The sequence below is a fragment of the Methylobacterium sp. 1030 genome, assembly GCF_040544715.1.
Classification (GTDB): Bacteria; Pseudomonadota; Alphaproteobacteria; order Rhizobiales; family Beijerinckiaceae; genus Methylobacterium.
In genome coordinates, this window is the sequence record NZ_JBEPKM010000022.1 from 39907 (window position 1) to 53692 (window position 13786).

Here is a 13786-nt window from a genome sequence, read left to right on the forward strand (position 1 = left end):
GGCCCGGTCAGGGCCGGCGCAGGATCAGGCGGTCGCCCCGGACCTCGTAGCCGGAGAGCCGCGACAGGAAGGTCTGGCCGAGGAGGTTCGCCGAGAGCGCGCCCGGCTTGGCCACCATGGCGTTGACGCGCCGCTCGGTGATCGTCCCGACGCTGAGCGAGTCGAGCTGGGTCGGCGCCGCGTAGGTGATGCCGTTGGCGGTGGAGACGCGGGCGGTGAACTCGGCAGGCGCGGGCGTGAGCCCCAGCGCGGCGGCGTTCTCGGCGGTGAGCACGACGCTGCTCGCCCCGGTGTCGAACAGGAAGGGCTGCACCCGGCCGTTGACCGAGGCGTCGACCCGGAAATCGCCGTCCGCCCGCCTTGTGACGGTGACGGAACCGTCGCCGCTCGAGGTCGCGCTCCCCGGCCGGAGATCGCCGAGCACCCGGGCGCCGACATCCTGGATCCGGTCGCGGTAGCTGTAGCCGATCACCAGGGCGAGGCCGATCAGCGCCCAGGCCAGGAGCGCCTGCAGGTTCGCGCCGAGCCGGGCCGTGAACTGCCGCCAGAACCCGGCCACCACCAGGAGCAGGATCGTGCCGGTCCAGGCGAGGTTCGCCAACTGGTCGGGCTCGATCACGCCGCCGACGCTGTCGCTGCCGTCGCTGAGGACCAGGGCGACGAGAACCAGGGCGAGGGCCGCGAGGCCGAGATAGATCATGACGGCAGCGGCGCTTCCAGGGGGGTGAGGCCGGCGGCCCGCATCCGGGCGCCGAGCCCCGCCATCACGGCGCGGCGCCGGTCCTCCGACAGCGAGCCCCAGGCGGCGATCTCGTCGCGGGTCCGGCCGCAGCCGCAGCACAGGCCGGTCGCGGCGTCGAGGACGCAGACCTTGGTGCAGGGCGAGGAGGGTTTCGGCGCGGGCGGCATCGGTGATCCTTGGCCGGGGGATCGTGGCCGGGTCAAGACGCGGCGGCCTCCCTCAATCCGCCACGCCCGCCGTCGCCGCCACCAGGGCCAGCAGGGCGGCGATCTCCGCGACCTGCTGGCAGGCGCCGATGACGTCGCCGGTCTGGCCGCCGATCCTGGCGCGCGCCAGCCGGGTCAGGCCCAGGGCCGCGAGGCCGGCGCACAGGATCATCAGCGCGACGCCGCCGAGGGGCAGGCCGAGGGGCACGGCGCCGAGCGCCAGCACCGCGCCGAGGCCGAGCGCGGTGGCGAGACTCGCCCGGCCCGGGCGGCCGACCGAGGCGGAGAGGCCGCCCGGCCGCGCCGGCGCGAGCAGCGCCATCGGGGCGAGGGCGGCGACCCGCGACAGGGCGGCCGCCAGGATCAGGCCGGCCACGGCCGCGTGGCCGATCCGGTCGAGGAGCGTCGCCAGGGCGCCGATCCGCAGGGCCAGCGCCAGGACCAGGGCGGCGCCGCCGTAGGCCCCGATCCGGCTGTCGCGCATGATCTCCAGGCGGCGCTCCCGCGTGGCGCCGCCGCCGAACCCGTCGGCGACGTCCGCGAGCCCGTCCTCGTGGAGGGCACCGGTCGCCACCACGGCGACCGCCACCGCGAGGGTCGCGGCCAGGAACGGCCCGAGCCCGACGGCCCAGCCGGCCGCCAGCACCAGGGCGGCGGGCAGCGCCAGGATCAGGCCGGCCAGCGGCAGCATCCGCGGCAGGGTGGTGAAGTCGGGGCTCCGGTGCGGGTCCGGCTCGCCGGGCAGTTGCGGCACCGGCAGGCGGGAGTAGAAGCGCAGGCACCCGGCGAGGTCGTAGAGGGCGCCGCGCCCGGGCCAGTCGGCCTCCCCGCCGGTCTGCCTGTCCATCGCGGCCTCTCGCATCCGCCCGCCACCGCGCGCCGCTCCCGTATAGTCTCCCCGTCCGGAGGCGCCCACAGGAAATCATCGCCGCCATGACCGATTCGACGACCGCTCCCGAACCCGGCCCCTTCGACGACATCCGCAACCTGCTGAAGGCGATGCCGGGCCCCGACGCGGAGGCGAAGGAAGCCGTCGCGGCCCGGGACGCGACCCTGACGAAGCCCGCCGGTTCGCTGGGGCGCCTCGAGAGCCTCGTGACGTGGCTGGCGGCGTGGCAGGGCAAGGCGCCGCCGACCTTCGACCGGCCGCTGGTCTGCGTCTTCGCCGGCAGCCACGGGGTCACGCGCCGCGGCGTCTCGGCCTTCCCGGACGCGGTCAACCGCCAGATGCTCGACAACTTCGCCGCCGGGGGCGGGGCGATCAACCAGATCTGCGCGGCCTACGGCCTCGGCTTCAAGGTGTTCGACCTCGCCCTCGACATGCCCACCGGCGACATCGCGGAGGGGCCGGCCCTCGACGAGCGCGCCACGGTCGCCACCATGGCGTTCGGCATGGAGGCGGTGGCCGCCGGCACCGACTGCCTCGGCATCGGCGAGATGGGCATCGGCAACACCACGGTGGCGGCCGCCCTCTACGCCGCCCTGTTCGGCGGCGATCCCGCCCACTGGGTCGGGCGCGGCACGGGCGTCGACCGGGACGGCCTGTCCCGGAAGGTCGCGGCCGTGGAGGCGGCGCTCGCGCACCATGCCGGCCACCTCGACGACCCGCTCCAGGTCCTGGCGCGCCTCGGCGGCCGGGAGATCGCCGCCATGGCGGGGGCGATCCTGGCCGCGCGGCTGCAGCGCATCCCGGTGGTGATCGACGGCTACGTGGCGACCGCCGCCGCGGCCGTGCTGCACGCCGCCGACCCAAATGCCCTCGATCACTGCCTCGCCGGCCACGTCTCGGCGGAGGGCGCCCACGCGGAGGTTCTGGAGCGGCTCGGGCTGGTGCCGCTGCTGGCGCTCGGCATGCGCCTCGGCGAGGCCTCGGGCGCCGGCATGGCGATGGGCCTGCTGAAGGGCGCGCTCGCCTGCCACACCGGCATGGCGACCTTCGCGCAGGCCGGCGTGTCGGGGAAGGGCGCGGGCTGAAGACGCGCGGGCACCTGCGCCCTCGCGTCTTTGCGAGCGGAGCGAAGCAATCCAGCGGCGCCACGCCCATCAGCGGCCCGCTGCCCTGGGTTGCTTCGCTGCGCTCGCAAAGACGAACCTTCCTCGGGAGCGCCCGGACTCAGGCGGTCTTCTCGATGTTCCAGAAGAACTGCACCGGGGCCATGACCATGCCCTTGAGCTTCGCGCTGACCGCCATCGGCTGCTGCACGAGGCCTGCCGGGGCGTAGGGCACGACCGCGAAGGCCCGCTCCTCGATGCGTGCGGCGAGCGCCTTCTGCTGCGCCTCGTCGCTGGTGGCGATCCACTCGCTGCGCAGGCCCTCCAGGGTCGGGTCGTCCGGCCAGCCGAACCACGCCGCCTGACCGTTGGCGCGGATCAGTGGGTGGAGCGCCGGGTTCAGCACGTCGGCCCCCGACCAGAGGGTGTGGAACAGCGACCAGCCGCCGGCATCGACCGGCCCGCGGTTGCCGCGGCGGGCGATGAAGCTGCCCCAGTCGGTCGAGACCAGATCGACGTTCATGCCGAGCTGCTTGAGCAGGTCCTGGGTCACCAGCGACTGGTTGTAGGCGATCGGCTGGTCGGCCGGGGCCAGCAGCACCACGCGCTCGCCCTTGTAGCCGGCCTTGGCCAGCATCGCCTTGGCCTTGGCGAGGTCCGCCTGCATGGCCGCGGCCCCGCCGGCCCCGGTCGACATCGGCGAGCCCGGCGTGAAGAAGGTCTTGGCCTCCCGGTAGTATTCGGGGCTGCCGACCACCGCCTGCATGTAGTCGTCCTGCTTCATGGCCATCATCACGGCCCGGCGGATCTCGGGATTGTTGAACGGCGGCTGCGTGTGGTTGAACCGCATCAGCAGGATCAGCCCGAGCGGCACGTTGCGGATCTCGATCCCCGGCTTGCCCTTGAGGACGGGGATCAGGTCGATCGCCGGCTGCTCGTACCAGTCGACCGCGCCCTGGATCATCGCGCCCACCGCCGCCGAGGCCTCGGTGATGGCGAGCCACTCGATCCGGTCGACCTTGGCGACCTTGCCGCCGGCCGCCCAGGAGGGCGCTTCCTCGCGGGGGCGGTAGCCGGCGTGCCGGGTGTAGATCGCGTTCTGGCCGGGGATCCATTCCCGCGCCTCGAAGCGCCACGGCCCGGAGCCCGTGGCGTCGGCGATCGGCTTGGACGCGTCCTGGAGGGCGACGCGCTCCGGCATGATGAAGGGCACGTTCGAGGACAGCTTGCCGAGCGCCGCCGGGAGCAGGGGGAACGGCTTCTTCAGCGCGACCGTGAAGGTCCGCGCGTCCTCCTGGCCGTACCCCTCCACGAAGCCCGCCAGGGTCTGGCCGAACGCGTCCCGCTTGGACCAGCGCGCGATGGACGCGATGCAGTCCTTGGCCTCGACGGGGGAGCCGTCGTGGAACGTGAGGCCGTCGCGGAGATGGAAGGTCCAGCGCAGGCCGTCGGGCGCGGTCTGCCACTCGCTCACCATCTGCGGCTGGATGCGGAAATTCTCGTCGGTGGCGAACAGCGTGTCGTAGACGAGATAGCCGTGATTGCGGATGACGTAGCTCGTGGCGACGATCGGATCGAGGGACGGCAGGGGCGTCGACGGGATGAAGCGCAGCACGCTGCCGCCGCCGGGCTGGGCCCGGACCAGGTGCGGGAGGCCGAGGCCGGCGGCCGCGCCGGCGGTTCCGGCCAGAATCTGGCGACGGGAGAGCGTCATCGCGGGCACCCTTGTCCTGATCGAGCCCGTTGCCCGATTGATTTTATACAATTTCAACACCGGAGCTCCGCCGTCAAGGGTCCTGCGGGGCATCCGGGATCGACCGGGAGCGAGACGATGAAGAACCGGACCATCGCGAGCTCGATCGGGACCGAGATCCGGCGGCGCATCCTCGACGGCCGCTATCCGGCCGGCTCGCAGCTCCGCCAGGATGGCCTCGCGGCGGAGTTCGGCGCCAGCCGGATCCCGGTGCGGGAGGCCCTGTTTCAGCTGGAGGCCGAGGGCCTCGTGCGGATCCTGCCGCATCGCGGGGCCATGGTGGCGCCACTCTCGGCTGCCGACGCCGCCGAGGCCCTCGAGCTCCGGGGCGCCCTCGAGCCGCGCCTCCTGGCCCTCTCGGCGCCCCGCCTGACCGCCGACGACTACGCCCGGGCCGACACCCTCTTGGAGGAGTACGCCGCGGCCCTGCGGGCGGGCGCGACGGCGCGCTGGGGCGCCCTCAACACGGAGCTGCACCTCCTCCTCTACGGCCGGGCGGATCGTCCCCGCGCCCTCGGACTGGTCGGCTCCCTGCTGGCCGAGTGCGACCGCTACACCCGCCTCCAGCTCTCCACCGACAGCGCCGAGCTGGAGCGGGCCGACCGCGAGCACCGCGAGATCGTCCGGCTCTGCCGGAACGGCCACGTCTCGGCCGCCTGCGCCCTCCTGACCGACCATATCGACCACGTCGCCGCCGCGCTGATGGCCTTCCTCGGCGCCGCGCCGGTCCCGGCCCGCGCGACAGAGATTGTATAAAATCCTTGCCAGACTCGCGCGGCGCTGCCATGGAGAGGCGTGCCGCCCCGCGAGGCCCGCGGGGCCGGCCGGGACGATCCCACCTCCCAGCAGGCGAGCCGGCGATGGCCTTCGATCGACACATCTTCTCCGGCACGATCCCGGCCCTGATGACGCCCTGCCGGCCGGACCGGACGCCCGACCTCGACGCCCTGGCGCGCAAGGGGCGGGAGCTCGTCGGTGCCGGCATGTCGGCGGTCGTCTACTGCGGCTCGATGGGCGACTGGCCGCTACTCACCGACGAGGAGCGGATGGCGGGCGTCGAGCGGCTGCTCGCCGCCGGCGTCCCGGTGATCGTCGGGACCGGCGCGCAGAACCCGAAGCGGGCGGCGGCGCTCGCGGCGCACGCCAAGGCGGCCGGCGCCCACGGCCTGATGATCATCCCGCGGGTCCTGTCGCGCGGCAGTTCGGCCGCGGCCCAGGAGGCGCATTTCGGCGGCATCCTGGAGGCGGCCGTCGACCTGCCGTCGGTGATCTACAACAGCCCCTATTACGGGTTCGAGACCCGGGCGGACCTGTTCTTCCGCCTGCGCGCCCGCCACCCGCACCTCGTCGGCTTCAAGGAATTCGGCGGCGCGGCCTCGCTCACCTACGCGGCCGAGCACATCACCGGCCAGTCCCCCGACATCACCCTGATGGTCGGGGTGGATACCCAGGTGGTGCACGGCTACGTCAATTGCGGCGCCCGGGGCGCCATCACGGGCATCGGCAACGTCCTGCCGCGGGAGGTGCTCCACCTCGTCGCCCTGTGCGAGAAGGCCGCCGCGGGCGACGTCCGGGCCCGGCGCCGGGCCGAGGAACTCGACGCCGCGCTGGCGATCCTGTCGAGCTTCGACGAGGGGACCGACCTCGTCCTCTACTACAAGCACCTGATGGTGCTGGAGGGGAACCCGGAATACGCGCTGCACTTCAACGCCACCGACGCGCTCAGCGCCGGTCAGCGCCACTACGCGGAGACGCAGCTGCGCCTGTTCAAGGCGTGGTACGCGCAGTGGTCGGAAGCCGGCGCCGGGGCCTGATCCCCGGCCGCGCCGCCGAACGCAGGGCAGCCCGCCTTTGCGCGGGACCGCCCGTCGGCGCTATGGCGGGGGCGAGATCGGCCACACCCGCGAACCGTCCATGAAGATCACCCAAGCCTTCACCTTCGAGGCGGCCCACCGGCTGCCGAACGTGCCCGAGACCCACCGCTGCCACCGGATGCACGGGCATTCCTACCGGGTCGAGCTGACGGTCGCCGGCCCGGTCGATCCCCACACCGGCTGGGTGATCGACTTCTACGACATCGAGTCGATCTTCGGGCCGCTGCTCGCCCGGCTCGACCACCACTGCCTCAACGAGATCGAGGGGCTGGAGAACCCGACCGCCGAGAACATCGCGGCCTGGATCTGGCAGCGCCTCCGGCCGGACCTGCCGGGCCTCGCGCTCGTGCGGGTCGCCGAGACCCCGATGTCCTGGGCCGAGTACGATGGCGAGTGACGCCGCCATCCCGGGGGACCGCGCCGCGCTGGTGCTGTTCTCCGGGGGCCAGGATTCGGCCACCTGCCTGGCCTGGGCGCTCGACCAATTCGACCACGTCGAGACCCTCGGCTTCGACTACGGCCAGCGTCACCGGGTCGAGCTCGACCGCCGCGCGGCCCTGCGGGCGGGCACGACCGCCCTCGATCCCGCCTGGGCGGCCCGCCTCGGCGAGGACCACACGCTCGCCCTCGACGCCCTCGGGCAGGTCTCCGAGACGGCGCTGACCCGGGAGGCCGCGATCGGCTACGAGGCGTCGGGCCTGCCCAACACCTTCGTGCCCGGCCGCAACCTCGTGTTCCTGACCTTCGCGGCGGCGCTCGCCTACCGGCGCGGGCTCCGGCACGTGGTCGGCGGCATGTGCGAGACCGACTATTCCGGCTACCCGGATTGCCGCGACGACACGATCAAGGCCCTGCAGGTGGCGCTCAATCTCGGCATGGAGCGGCGCTTCGTGCTGCACACGCCGCTGATGTGGCTCGACAAGGCGCAGACCTGGGAGCTGGCCGAGAGCCTCGGCGGGCGGGCGCTGGTCGACCTGATCGTCGAGGAGAGCCACACCTGCTACCTCGGCGAGCGCGGGCAGCGGCATCCCTGGGGCTACGGCTGCGGCACCTGCCCGGCCTGCCGGCTGCGGGCGGACGGCTACGCCCGGTTCACTGCGGCCTGAGGCCGTCGACCAGCACCGCCAGCGTCCCCCGGAAGGCGTCGGGGCTCGCGAACAGGCGCTCCATCAGGAGCGCCCCCTCCAGGGTGGCGACGACGTAGCGGGCGAGCGCCGCCGGATCCGCGCCGCCGCGCACGCTGCCATCCACCTGGCCCGCGCGCAGGATGCCTTCCAGCCACGCGAGATGGTCCGCGAAGAAGGCCGCGACGTCCCGGCGCAGGCGCTCGGGCAGGGCCTCGCCCTCGATGGCCAGCGCCGCGCAGAGGCAGCCGAGCCCCTGCTCGACGCCGCCGAGATAGAGCCGCCCGTAGGCCTCGACCCGGCCCGGCCCGTCCGGCACGTCCCGGCGGATCGCCTCCAGGGCCGCGGCGTAGCGCGCCGCGTAGGCCGCCACCAGGGCGGCGCCGAGATCGACCTTGGTGGGGAAGTGGTGGTGGATGCTCGCCTTGCGGATGCCCACCGCCGCCGCGAGGTCGGCGTAGCTGAAGCCGGCGAAGCCGCGGCCCCGCACCAGGGTCTCGGCCTGCATCAGCAACTCGGCGCGGGTATCCCTCATCGCGGCGAACGTCGCTCCAAAACTCACCCCCGTCATCGCACGAAGTCACGCGAACGTGCGGCCGCGGCGGGGACCGGCTCCCGGCGACCCCTTGACGGACGATCAATCTACCTACTTAATGGTAGACAATCAAGAACGGGCAAGATCGGGAGGTTTCGGCATGACGGCACGCGCCGTCCATCCGCGGGTGCAGACCGCCGGGCCGACGCGACGGCACGCCCTCTTCGCGGGGCTCTGCCTGTGCTGCCTGCCGACGCTGGGCCGCGCCGCCGAGAGCTTCACGATGGAGGAGGTCGGGCCGGGCCTGTACGTGCGCAAGGGCCTGATCGCCGACGCCACCCCCGACAACGCCGACGCCATCGCCAATATCGGCTTCCTCGTCGGCAGGACCGGCGTGGTGGTGACCGAGTCCGGCGGCAGCCTCGCCGACGGCCAGTGGCTGCGCGCCGAGATCGCCAAGCGCACGGACAAGCCGATCACTCACGTGGTTCTGACCCACGTCCACCCGGACCACGTCTTCGGGGCGGGGGCCTTCGTCCAGGACAAGCCGGTCTTCATCGGCCACGCCAAGCTCACCGAGGCCCTGGCGGCCCGGGGCGAGTTCTACCGCAAGCGGCTGATCGACCTGCTCGGCGAGGACCGGACCGGGCCTGTGGTCTACCCGACCATGACCGTCGCCGACACGGCCGAGATCGACCTCGGCGACCGCCGCCTGACCTTCACGGCGCACGGTCCGGCGCACACCACCTCGGACCTGTCGATGATCGATTCCGGCAGCGGCCTGCTGTTCCCCGCCGACCTGCTGTTCGTGAACCGGATCCCCTCCCTCGACGGCAGCCTCAAGGGCTGGCTCGCCGAGATCGAGCGGCTGAAGGCCATGGGTCCCGCCCGGGCCGTCCCGGGCCACGGCCCCGTCGCGGTCGACCTCGCCCCGGCGCTCGCCGACCTCTCCGGCTACCTGGCCGCCCTGCGCGACGGCACCCGGGCGGCGATCGCCAAGGACGTGCCCATCGAGAAGGCCGTGACCAGCGTCGCGGCGGACCAGCGCGACAAGTGGGCCCTGTTCGACACCTACAACGGCCGCAACGTCACCGTGGCCTACCAGGAACTCGAGTGGGAATAGGTTTCAGAATCCCCATATCCAAGCCAATCGGGAGGCACGCCATGACGCACAGGATCGGACAGACCTTCATCGGACAGACCTTCTCCAGCCTCGCCCTCGGCCTCGTCCTGGCGACGACGGCGCTGTCGGGACCGCTCGCCGGCGCCGCGCGGGCGGCCGGCGCCTCCGACACCGATCAGGAGCGGGCGGCCCGCTGGCAGGAGATCGCCAAGTCGATCTTCGGCGACCGCCAGATCGCCCCGACCGACAGCCTCGTGAAGATCGAGGCGCCCGCCCGGGCGCTCGACGCCGCCCTGGTTCCGATCACCCTGACCATGCCCAAGGACGGGCAGATCAAGGCGGTCTCGCTGATCATCGACGACAACCCGGCGCCCTACGCGGCCAAGTTCGAGTTCGGGCCGGCCGCCGACCCGGCCGAGCTGAAGCTGCGCGTGCGGGTCAACAACTACACCGACATGCACGCCGTGGTGGAGACCACGGACGGCAAGCTCTACGAGGCCAAGCAGTTCGTGAAGGCCTCCGGCGGCTGCTCGGCCCCGATGGGGATGAGCGACGAGGAGGCCATGAAGGGCATGGGCGACATGCGCATGAAGTTCGCCGAGACGGCGGCCGGCAAGCCCGTGGAGGCGACGCTGATGATCCGCCACCCGAACTTCTCCGGCATGCAGATGAACCAGGTGACCCGCGACTACACGCCGGCGCGCTACATCGACAAGCTCACCGTCTCGGCGGGCGACCGGAAGGTCTTCACCATGACGGGCGACATCTCGATCGCGTCGAACCCGGTGATCAACTTCGCGTTCAAGCCGGACGGCAAGCCGATCCAGGTGGCGGCCTCCGACAACCAGGGCGGCCAGTGGCAGCACAGCTTCACCGCGCCGAGCCCGACGAACTGACCATGCGGCGCCTCCTCCTGACCGGCCGGGCCGCGGCGGCCTGCGCCGCGCTCCTCTGCCTCGCCGCGGCGCCGGCCGATTCGCCGGTGAACGTGCCCGAGCCGGAGGGGCTCTACGCCGGCCCTCCGAAGGGCTACACGCCGCAGACCCTCAAGGGCGCCGCGGTGGTCGACGCCGACGCCGTCGCCGCCCTGATCGCCGGCCCCGACAAGCCGGTGCTGCTCGACGTGGCGGCGCCGGACCGCAAGCCGTCGAACTTCCCGGAGGGCCGCCTCTGGCTGCCGGTGCATCCGTCGATCCCCGGCGCCGTCTGGATGCCGGAGGCCGGCGCCGAGCCCCTGGCGCCGGCGCGCGAGGCGCTCTTCTACGCCCGCGTCGCGGCGCTGACCGGGGGCGACAAGGCGAAGCCCGTCGTGGTGTTCTGCCACGTCGAGTGCTGGGGCAGCTGGAACGCCGCCAAGCGGCTGGTGCTGAAGGGCTATACCGGCGTGCGCTGGTTCCCCGAGGGCGTCGAGGGCTGGCAGGAGATGCACGAGACCGCGAACCTGACGGTCGATCCGGACTGGAAGGCGGGCGCCGAGCCGCAGGCGGGGCGCTGACCCGCATCGCCGGGCATTGTAAGAGACGCCGCGGAACAAGGCTCGCGTGGCGGGGCGCGCCCTCTCCCGGGCGGGAGAGGGGGCCCGCGCCGCGTCCCGAGTGGCCGGAATGAGGTCTGAACCATGTCGCAGGTCGTGCAGTCCCGACGGCTCCGGGCGGTCGATATCGGCAAGCGCAAGGCCGAGGGGCGCAAGATCATCGCGCTCACCGCCTACCACGCCCACACGGCCGGCATCGTCGATCCCTATTGCGACTTCATCCTCGTGGGCGATTCCCTCGGCATGGTGATGCACGGGATGGAATCGACGATCCCCGTGACCCTGGAGATGATGATCCTCCAGGCCCAGGCGGTGATCCGCGGCACGCAGAAGGCGCTGGTCGTGGTCGACATGCCGTTCGGCTCCTACGAGGCGAGCCGGGAGCAGGCCTTCCTCAGCGCCTCCCGGGTTCTCAAGGAGACCGGCGCCGGCGCGATCAAGATGGAGGGCGGCGCCCATTTCGCCGAGACGGTGGCGTTCCTCGTCCAGCGCGGCGTGCCGGTGATGGGCCATATCGGCCTCACCCCGCAGGCGGTGAACACGATGGGCGGCTTCAAGGTCCAGGGCCGGGCCCCCGACGACGAGCGCCGCCTCCTGGAGGATGCCCGCGCCATCTCGGAGGCCGGCGCCTTCGCGATCGTGCTCGAGGGCATCGTCGAGCCGGTGGCGCGGGCGATCGCGACCTCCCCCCAGGTCACCGCCGCCACGATCGGCATCGGCGCCTCGGCGGTCTGCGACGGCCAGATCCTGGTGCTGGAGGACATGCTCGGCCTGTCCGAGCGCACGCCGAAATTCGTGCGCCAGTTCGGGAGCCTGCGGACCCACATCGAGGACGCCGTGAAAGCCTACGCGGACGAGGTCCGGGCCGGCCGGTTCCCGGCCGACGACCACACCTACGGTTAGGGCAGGGCGGCCCATGACGCGCATGATCGGACCGTGGAGGGCGCCCGCCGCGTGGCCTGTCCGCGCGCTCGCGGTCTGCGCCGCCCTTGCCGGATCCGGGCCGGCCCGCGCGCTGGAGAATCCGGCCTCGGCCTTCTGCGCGACGATGGGCGGGCAGACGATCCTCGCGAAGCTGCCCGATGGCGGCACGATCGGGCTCTGCGCCCTTCCGGGGCGGAAGATCGTCGAGGAATGGACGCTGTACCGGATGCTCCGCGGCGTGAAGCCGGCACCCGGCGCCGACCCGTTCCGCTAGCCCGGCCCGGTTCCCGAACAGTCTTCGTCCGTGTCCGTCAGGCCGGCCCGCGCATTCGCGGCGCGGCCCGGGGCGGCGCGATTGATTTCGGCGGCCCGACGATGCCACTCTCGAGGTCCGAGCTCTCTCAGGCGGGATCGACGACTCATGCAGCGGGCCCGATCGCGCCGGCGCCTCGTCGGCGCGTGCCTCGCCCTCGGCCTGATCGCGGCCGGGCCCGGAGCCGGATCCGCCGGGACGCTGACGCGGGCGCAGGTCGAGGCGCAGCTGCCGGCGCTGGAGGCGCTGGCGCGGCGGGCCGTCGACGCGGGCGCGGTGCCGGGCCTCGCGGTCGCGGTCGTCCTCGGCGACGAGACGCTCCTCCTGAAGGGATACGGCCTCAGGCAGGCCGGGAAGCCCGAGCCGGTCGGCCCCGACACGGTCTTCCAGATCGCCTCGCTGTCCAAGCCCGTCACCGCGACGATCGTGGCCGCCCTGGTGGGCGACGGGGTGGTCGACTGGGATTCGCGCGTCGCGGATCTCGATCCCGCCTTCCAGCTGCACGAGCCCTACCCGACCGCGCAGGTCACGGTGCGCGACTTCCTCAACCATCGCAGCGGCCTGCCGGGGACCGCCGGCGACGATCTGGAGGCGATCGGCTTCGGCCGCGACGCGATCCTGCACCGGCTGCGCCTCGCGCCGCCCGCCTCCAGCTTCCGCGCCGGCTACGCCTACAGCAATTTCGGCTTCACCGAGGGCGCGGTCGCCGCCGCGAAGCCGACCGGCCAGCCCTGGGAGGCGGTGGCCCGGGACCGGCTGTTCCGGCCGCTCGGGATGGCCGCCACCGGCACGACCCACGCGGATTTCCTCAGCCGGCCCGACCGCGCGGCGCTCCACGTCCGGGCCGGCGGCGTCTGGACCGCCAAGATCGAGCGCGATCCCGACGCGCAGGCACCGGCCGGCGGCGTCAGCAGCGATGTCCGCGACCTCTCCCGATGGCTGCGGCTCGTGATCGGCAAGGGCCGTTTCGAGGGCGCGCAGCGCGTCGCGGCCCCGGCCCTGGCGCAGACGCACGCCCCGCTCATGGCCCGCGGCCGCAACCCCGTGACCGGCGGCGCGTCCTTCTACGGCCTCGGCTGGAACGTCGAGTACGGCCGGCACGGCCTCGTCTGGGGCCACGCGGGCGCCTTCAGCGTCGGCGCGCAGACGCTCGTCTCGATCCATCCGGAGGCCGGTCTCGGGATCCTCGTCCTGACCAACGCCTTCCCGTCCGGCGTGCCGGAGGGGCTGGCCGACAGCTTCGCCGACCTCGTCTTCGACGGCCGCGTCGGCCGGGACTGGGTGACGGCCTGGGGCGCGGCCTACGAGAGCCTGTTCGCGCCGGGCATCGCCGCCGACAAGGCGGCCTACGGCACACCGCCGGCGCCGCCCGCCGCGCCCCTGGCGCTCTCGGCCTATGCCGGACGCTACGCCAACGCCTATGTCGGCGAGGCCGTGGTGGCGGAGGCGGACGGCGCCCTGACGCTGACGGTCGGCCCCGCGGGGGCGCGCCGCTACCCCCTCCGGCACTTCGACCGCGACCTCTTCCTCAGCTTCCCGGACGCCGAGGCGCCCGACCGCCCCTCCGCCGTCCGCTTCGCCATCGGCAGCGACGGCCGGGCCGCCGCCGTGACGGTGGACGCGCTCGACGCGAGCGGGCTCGGCACCCTGGCGCGGCGAGACTGAC

Annotated in this window: 16 protein-coding genes; 11 read left to right on the forward strand and 5 right to left on the reverse strand. The window is 73.2% G+C overall.

What is annotated here, in order from left to right; genetic code table 11:
• Nucleotides 1–7 precede the first annotated feature (7 nt).
• The 3 genes from ABIC30_RS26350 to cobS are packed head-to-tail and all read right to left on the reverse strand — an operon-like array spanning nt 8 to nt 1795.
• Complete coding sequence (locus tag ABIC30_RS26350) at nt 8–700, reverse strand: retropepsin-like aspartic protease family protein (protein ID WP_020092316.1); 693 nt, start codon at nt 698–700, stop codon at nt 8–10.
• Nucleotides 697–909, reverse strand: a complete 213-nt coding sequence (locus tag ABIC30_RS26355) for a DUF1289 domain-containing protein (RefSeq protein ID WP_020092317.1) — start codon at nt 907–909, stop codon at nt 697–699. The genes ABIC30_RS26350 and ABIC30_RS26355 overlap by 4 nt, the downstream gene beginning before the upstream one ends.
• A gap of 52 nt (nt 910–961) precedes the next feature.
• Nucleotides 962–1795, reverse strand: a complete 834-nt coding sequence (gene cobS / locus ABIC30_RS26360) for an adenosylcobinamide-GDP ribazoletransferase (protein WP_020092318.1) — start codon at nt 1793–1795, stop codon at nt 962–964.
• A gap of 86 nt (nt 1796–1881) precedes the next feature.
• Between cobS and cobT the strand changes: the two genes are divergently transcribed.
• Nucleotides 1882–2922, forward strand: coding sequence for a nicotinate-nucleotide--dimethylbenzimidazole phosphoribosyltransferase (cobT, locus tag ABIC30_RS26365; protein ID WP_020092319.1), 1041 nt, complete (start codon nt 1882–1884; stop codon nt 2920–2922).
• A gap of 139 nt (nt 2923–3061) precedes the next feature.
• On the opposite strand, the gene ABIC30_RS26370 is transcribed toward cobT, so the two are convergent.
• A complete protein-coding gene (locus ABIC30_RS26370) occupies nt 3062–4654 on the reverse strand; it encodes an ABC transporter substrate-binding protein (RefSeq protein WP_020092320.1) in 1593 nt (530 codons plus the stop codon).
• A gap of 117 nt (nt 4655–4771) precedes the next feature.
• Between ABIC30_RS26370 and ABIC30_RS26375 the strand changes: the two genes are divergently transcribed.
• The 4 genes from ABIC30_RS26375 to queC all read left to right on the forward strand — a co-directional run bounded on the left by ABIC30_RS26375 (nt 4772) and on the right by queC (nt 7673).
• Nucleotides 4772–5449: a GntR family transcriptional regulator gene (locus tag ABIC30_RS26375; protein ID WP_020092321.1), complete on the forward strand. Its 678-nt coding sequence runs from the start codon at nt 4772–4774 to the stop codon at nt 5447–5449.
• Nucleotides 5450–5553: 104 nt separating this feature from the next.
• Nucleotides 5554–6507, forward strand: coding sequence for a dihydrodipicolinate synthase family protein (locus tag ABIC30_RS26380; protein WP_020092322.1), 954 nt, complete (start codon nt 5554–5556; stop codon nt 6505–6507).
• A 100-nt stretch (nt 6508–6607) separates the two neighbouring features.
• Complete coding sequence (gene queD, locus ABIC30_RS26385; protein WP_020092323.1) at nt 6608–6964, forward strand: 6-carboxytetrahydropterin synthase QueD; 357 nt, start codon at nt 6608–6610, stop codon at nt 6962–6964.
• The gene (queC, locus tag ABIC30_RS26390; RefSeq protein WP_020092324.1) at nt 6954–7673 is read left to right on the forward strand and encodes a 7-cyano-7-deazaguanine synthase QueC; all 720 of its coding nucleotides are present in this window, start codon (nt 6954–6956) and stop codon (nt 7671–7673) included. The genes queD and queC overlap by 11 nt, the downstream gene beginning before the upstream one ends.
• On the opposite strand, the gene ABIC30_RS26395 is transcribed toward queC, so the two are convergent.
• Nucleotides 7660–8226 carry a TetR/AcrR family transcriptional regulator gene (locus ABIC30_RS26395; protein WP_026604793.1) on the reverse strand — a complete coding sequence of 189 codons (567 nt, stop codon included), beginning with the start codon at nt 8224–8226 and terminating at the stop codon, nt 7660–7662. The genes queC and ABIC30_RS26395 overlap by 14 nt on opposite strands.
• A gap of 160 nt (nt 8227–8386) precedes the next feature.
• Between ABIC30_RS26395 and ABIC30_RS26400 the strand changes: the two genes are divergently transcribed.
• From ABIC30_RS26400 to ABIC30_RS26425, 6 genes are all read left to right on the forward strand, one after another.
• On the forward strand, nt 8387–9349 hold the full coding sequence (locus ABIC30_RS26400) for a quinoprotein relay system zinc metallohydrolase 2 (protein ID WP_020092326.1): 963 nt from the start codon (nt 8387–8389) through the stop codon (nt 9347–9349).
• Nucleotides 9350–9390: 41 nt separating this feature from the next.
• Nucleotides 9391–10245 (forward strand): quinoprotein dehydrogenase-associated SoxYZ-like carrier, encoded by an 855-nt coding sequence (locus ABIC30_RS26405; protein ID WP_020092327.1) that lies wholly within the window; start codon nt 9391–9393, stop codon nt 10243–10245.
• 2 nt (nt 10246–10247) lie between these two features.
• On the forward strand, nt 10248–10844 hold the full coding sequence (locus tag ABIC30_RS26410) for a rhodanese-like domain-containing protein (RefSeq protein WP_020092328.1): 597 nt from the start codon (nt 10248–10250) through the stop codon (nt 10842–10844).
• 123 nt (nt 10845–10967) lie between these two features.
• Nucleotides 10968–11786, forward strand: a complete 819-nt coding sequence (gene panB / locus ABIC30_RS26415) for a 3-methyl-2-oxobutanoate hydroxymethyltransferase (RefSeq protein WP_020092329.1) — start codon at nt 10968–10970, stop codon at nt 11784–11786.
• Nucleotides 11787–11799: 13 nt separating this feature from the next.
• On the forward strand, nt 11800–12081 hold the full coding sequence (locus tag ABIC30_RS26420; protein WP_020092330.1) for a DUF333 domain-containing protein: 282 nt from the start codon (nt 11800–11802) through the stop codon (nt 12079–12081).
• A gap of 147 nt (nt 12082–12228) precedes the next feature.
• Complete coding sequence (locus ABIC30_RS26425) at nt 12229–13785, forward strand: serine hydrolase (protein WP_020092331.1); 1557 nt, start codon at nt 12229–12231, stop codon at nt 13783–13785.
• Nucleotide 13786: the final 1 nt, after the last annotated feature.

What these genes read in the sequence shown, in the direction of transcription:
- cobS (WP_020092318.1), bottom strand. Translation starts at nt 1,795, where the DNA reads ATGGACAGGCAGACCGGCGGGGAGGCCGACTGGCCCGGGCGCGGCGCC.
- ABIC30_RS26400 (WP_020092326.1), top strand. Translation starts at nt 8,387, where the DNA reads ATGACGGCACGCGCCGTCCATCCGCGGGTGCAGACCGCCGGGCCGACG.
- ABIC30_RS26405 (WP_020092327.1), top strand. Translation starts at nt 9,391, where the DNA reads ATGACGCACAGGATCGGACAGACCTTCATCGGACAGACCTTCTCCAGC.
- ABIC30_RS26410 (WP_020092328.1), top strand. Translation starts at nt 10,248, where the DNA reads ATGCGGCGCCTCCTCCTGACCGGCCGGGCCGCGGCGGCCTGCGCCGCG.
- ABIC30_RS26395 (WP_026604793.1), bottom strand. Translation starts at nt 8,226, where the DNA reads ATGAGGGATACCCGCGCCGAGTTGCTGATGCAGGCCGAGACCCTGGTG.
- ABIC30_RS26420 (WP_020092330.1), top strand. Translation starts at nt 11,800, where the DNA reads ATGACGCGCATGATCGGACCGTGGAGGGCGCCCGCCGCGTGGCCTGTC.
- ABIC30_RS26350 (WP_020092316.1), bottom strand. Translation starts at nt 700, where the DNA reads ATGATCTATCTCGGCCTCGCGGCCCTCGCCCTGGTTCTCGTCGCCCTG.
- ABIC30_RS26425 (WP_020092331.1), top strand. Translation starts at nt 12,229, where the DNA reads ATGCAGCGGGCCCGATCGCGCCGGCGCCTCGTCGGCGCGTGCCTCGCC.
- cobT (WP_020092319.1), top strand. Translation starts at nt 1,882, where the DNA reads ATGACCGATTCGACGACCGCTCCCGAACCCGGCCCCTTCGACGACATC.
- ABIC30_RS26375 (WP_020092321.1), top strand. Translation starts at nt 4,772, where the DNA reads ATGAAGAACCGGACCATCGCGAGCTCGATCGGGACCGAGATCCGGCGG.
- ABIC30_RS26370 (WP_020092320.1), bottom strand. Translation starts at nt 4,654, where the DNA reads ATGACGCTCTCCCGTCGCCAGATTCTGGCCGGAACCGCCGGCGCGGCC.
- ABIC30_RS26380 (WP_020092322.1), top strand. Translation starts at nt 5,554, where the DNA reads ATGGCCTTCGATCGACACATCTTCTCCGGCACGATCCCGGCCCTGATG.
- queD (WP_020092323.1), top strand. Translation starts at nt 6,608, where the DNA reads ATGAAGATCACCCAAGCCTTCACCTTCGAGGCGGCCCACCGGCTGCCG.
- panB (WP_020092329.1), top strand. Translation starts at nt 10,968, where the DNA reads ATGTCGCAGGTCGTGCAGTCCCGACGGCTCCGGGCGGTCGATATCGGC.
- ABIC30_RS26355 (WP_020092317.1), bottom strand. Translation starts at nt 909, where the DNA reads ATGCCGCCCGCGCCGAAACCCTCCTCGCCCTGCACCAAGGTCTGCGTC.
- queC (WP_020092324.1), top strand. Translation starts at nt 6,954, where the DNA reads ATGGCGAGTGACGCCGCCATCCCGGGGGACCGCGCCGCGCTGGTGCTG.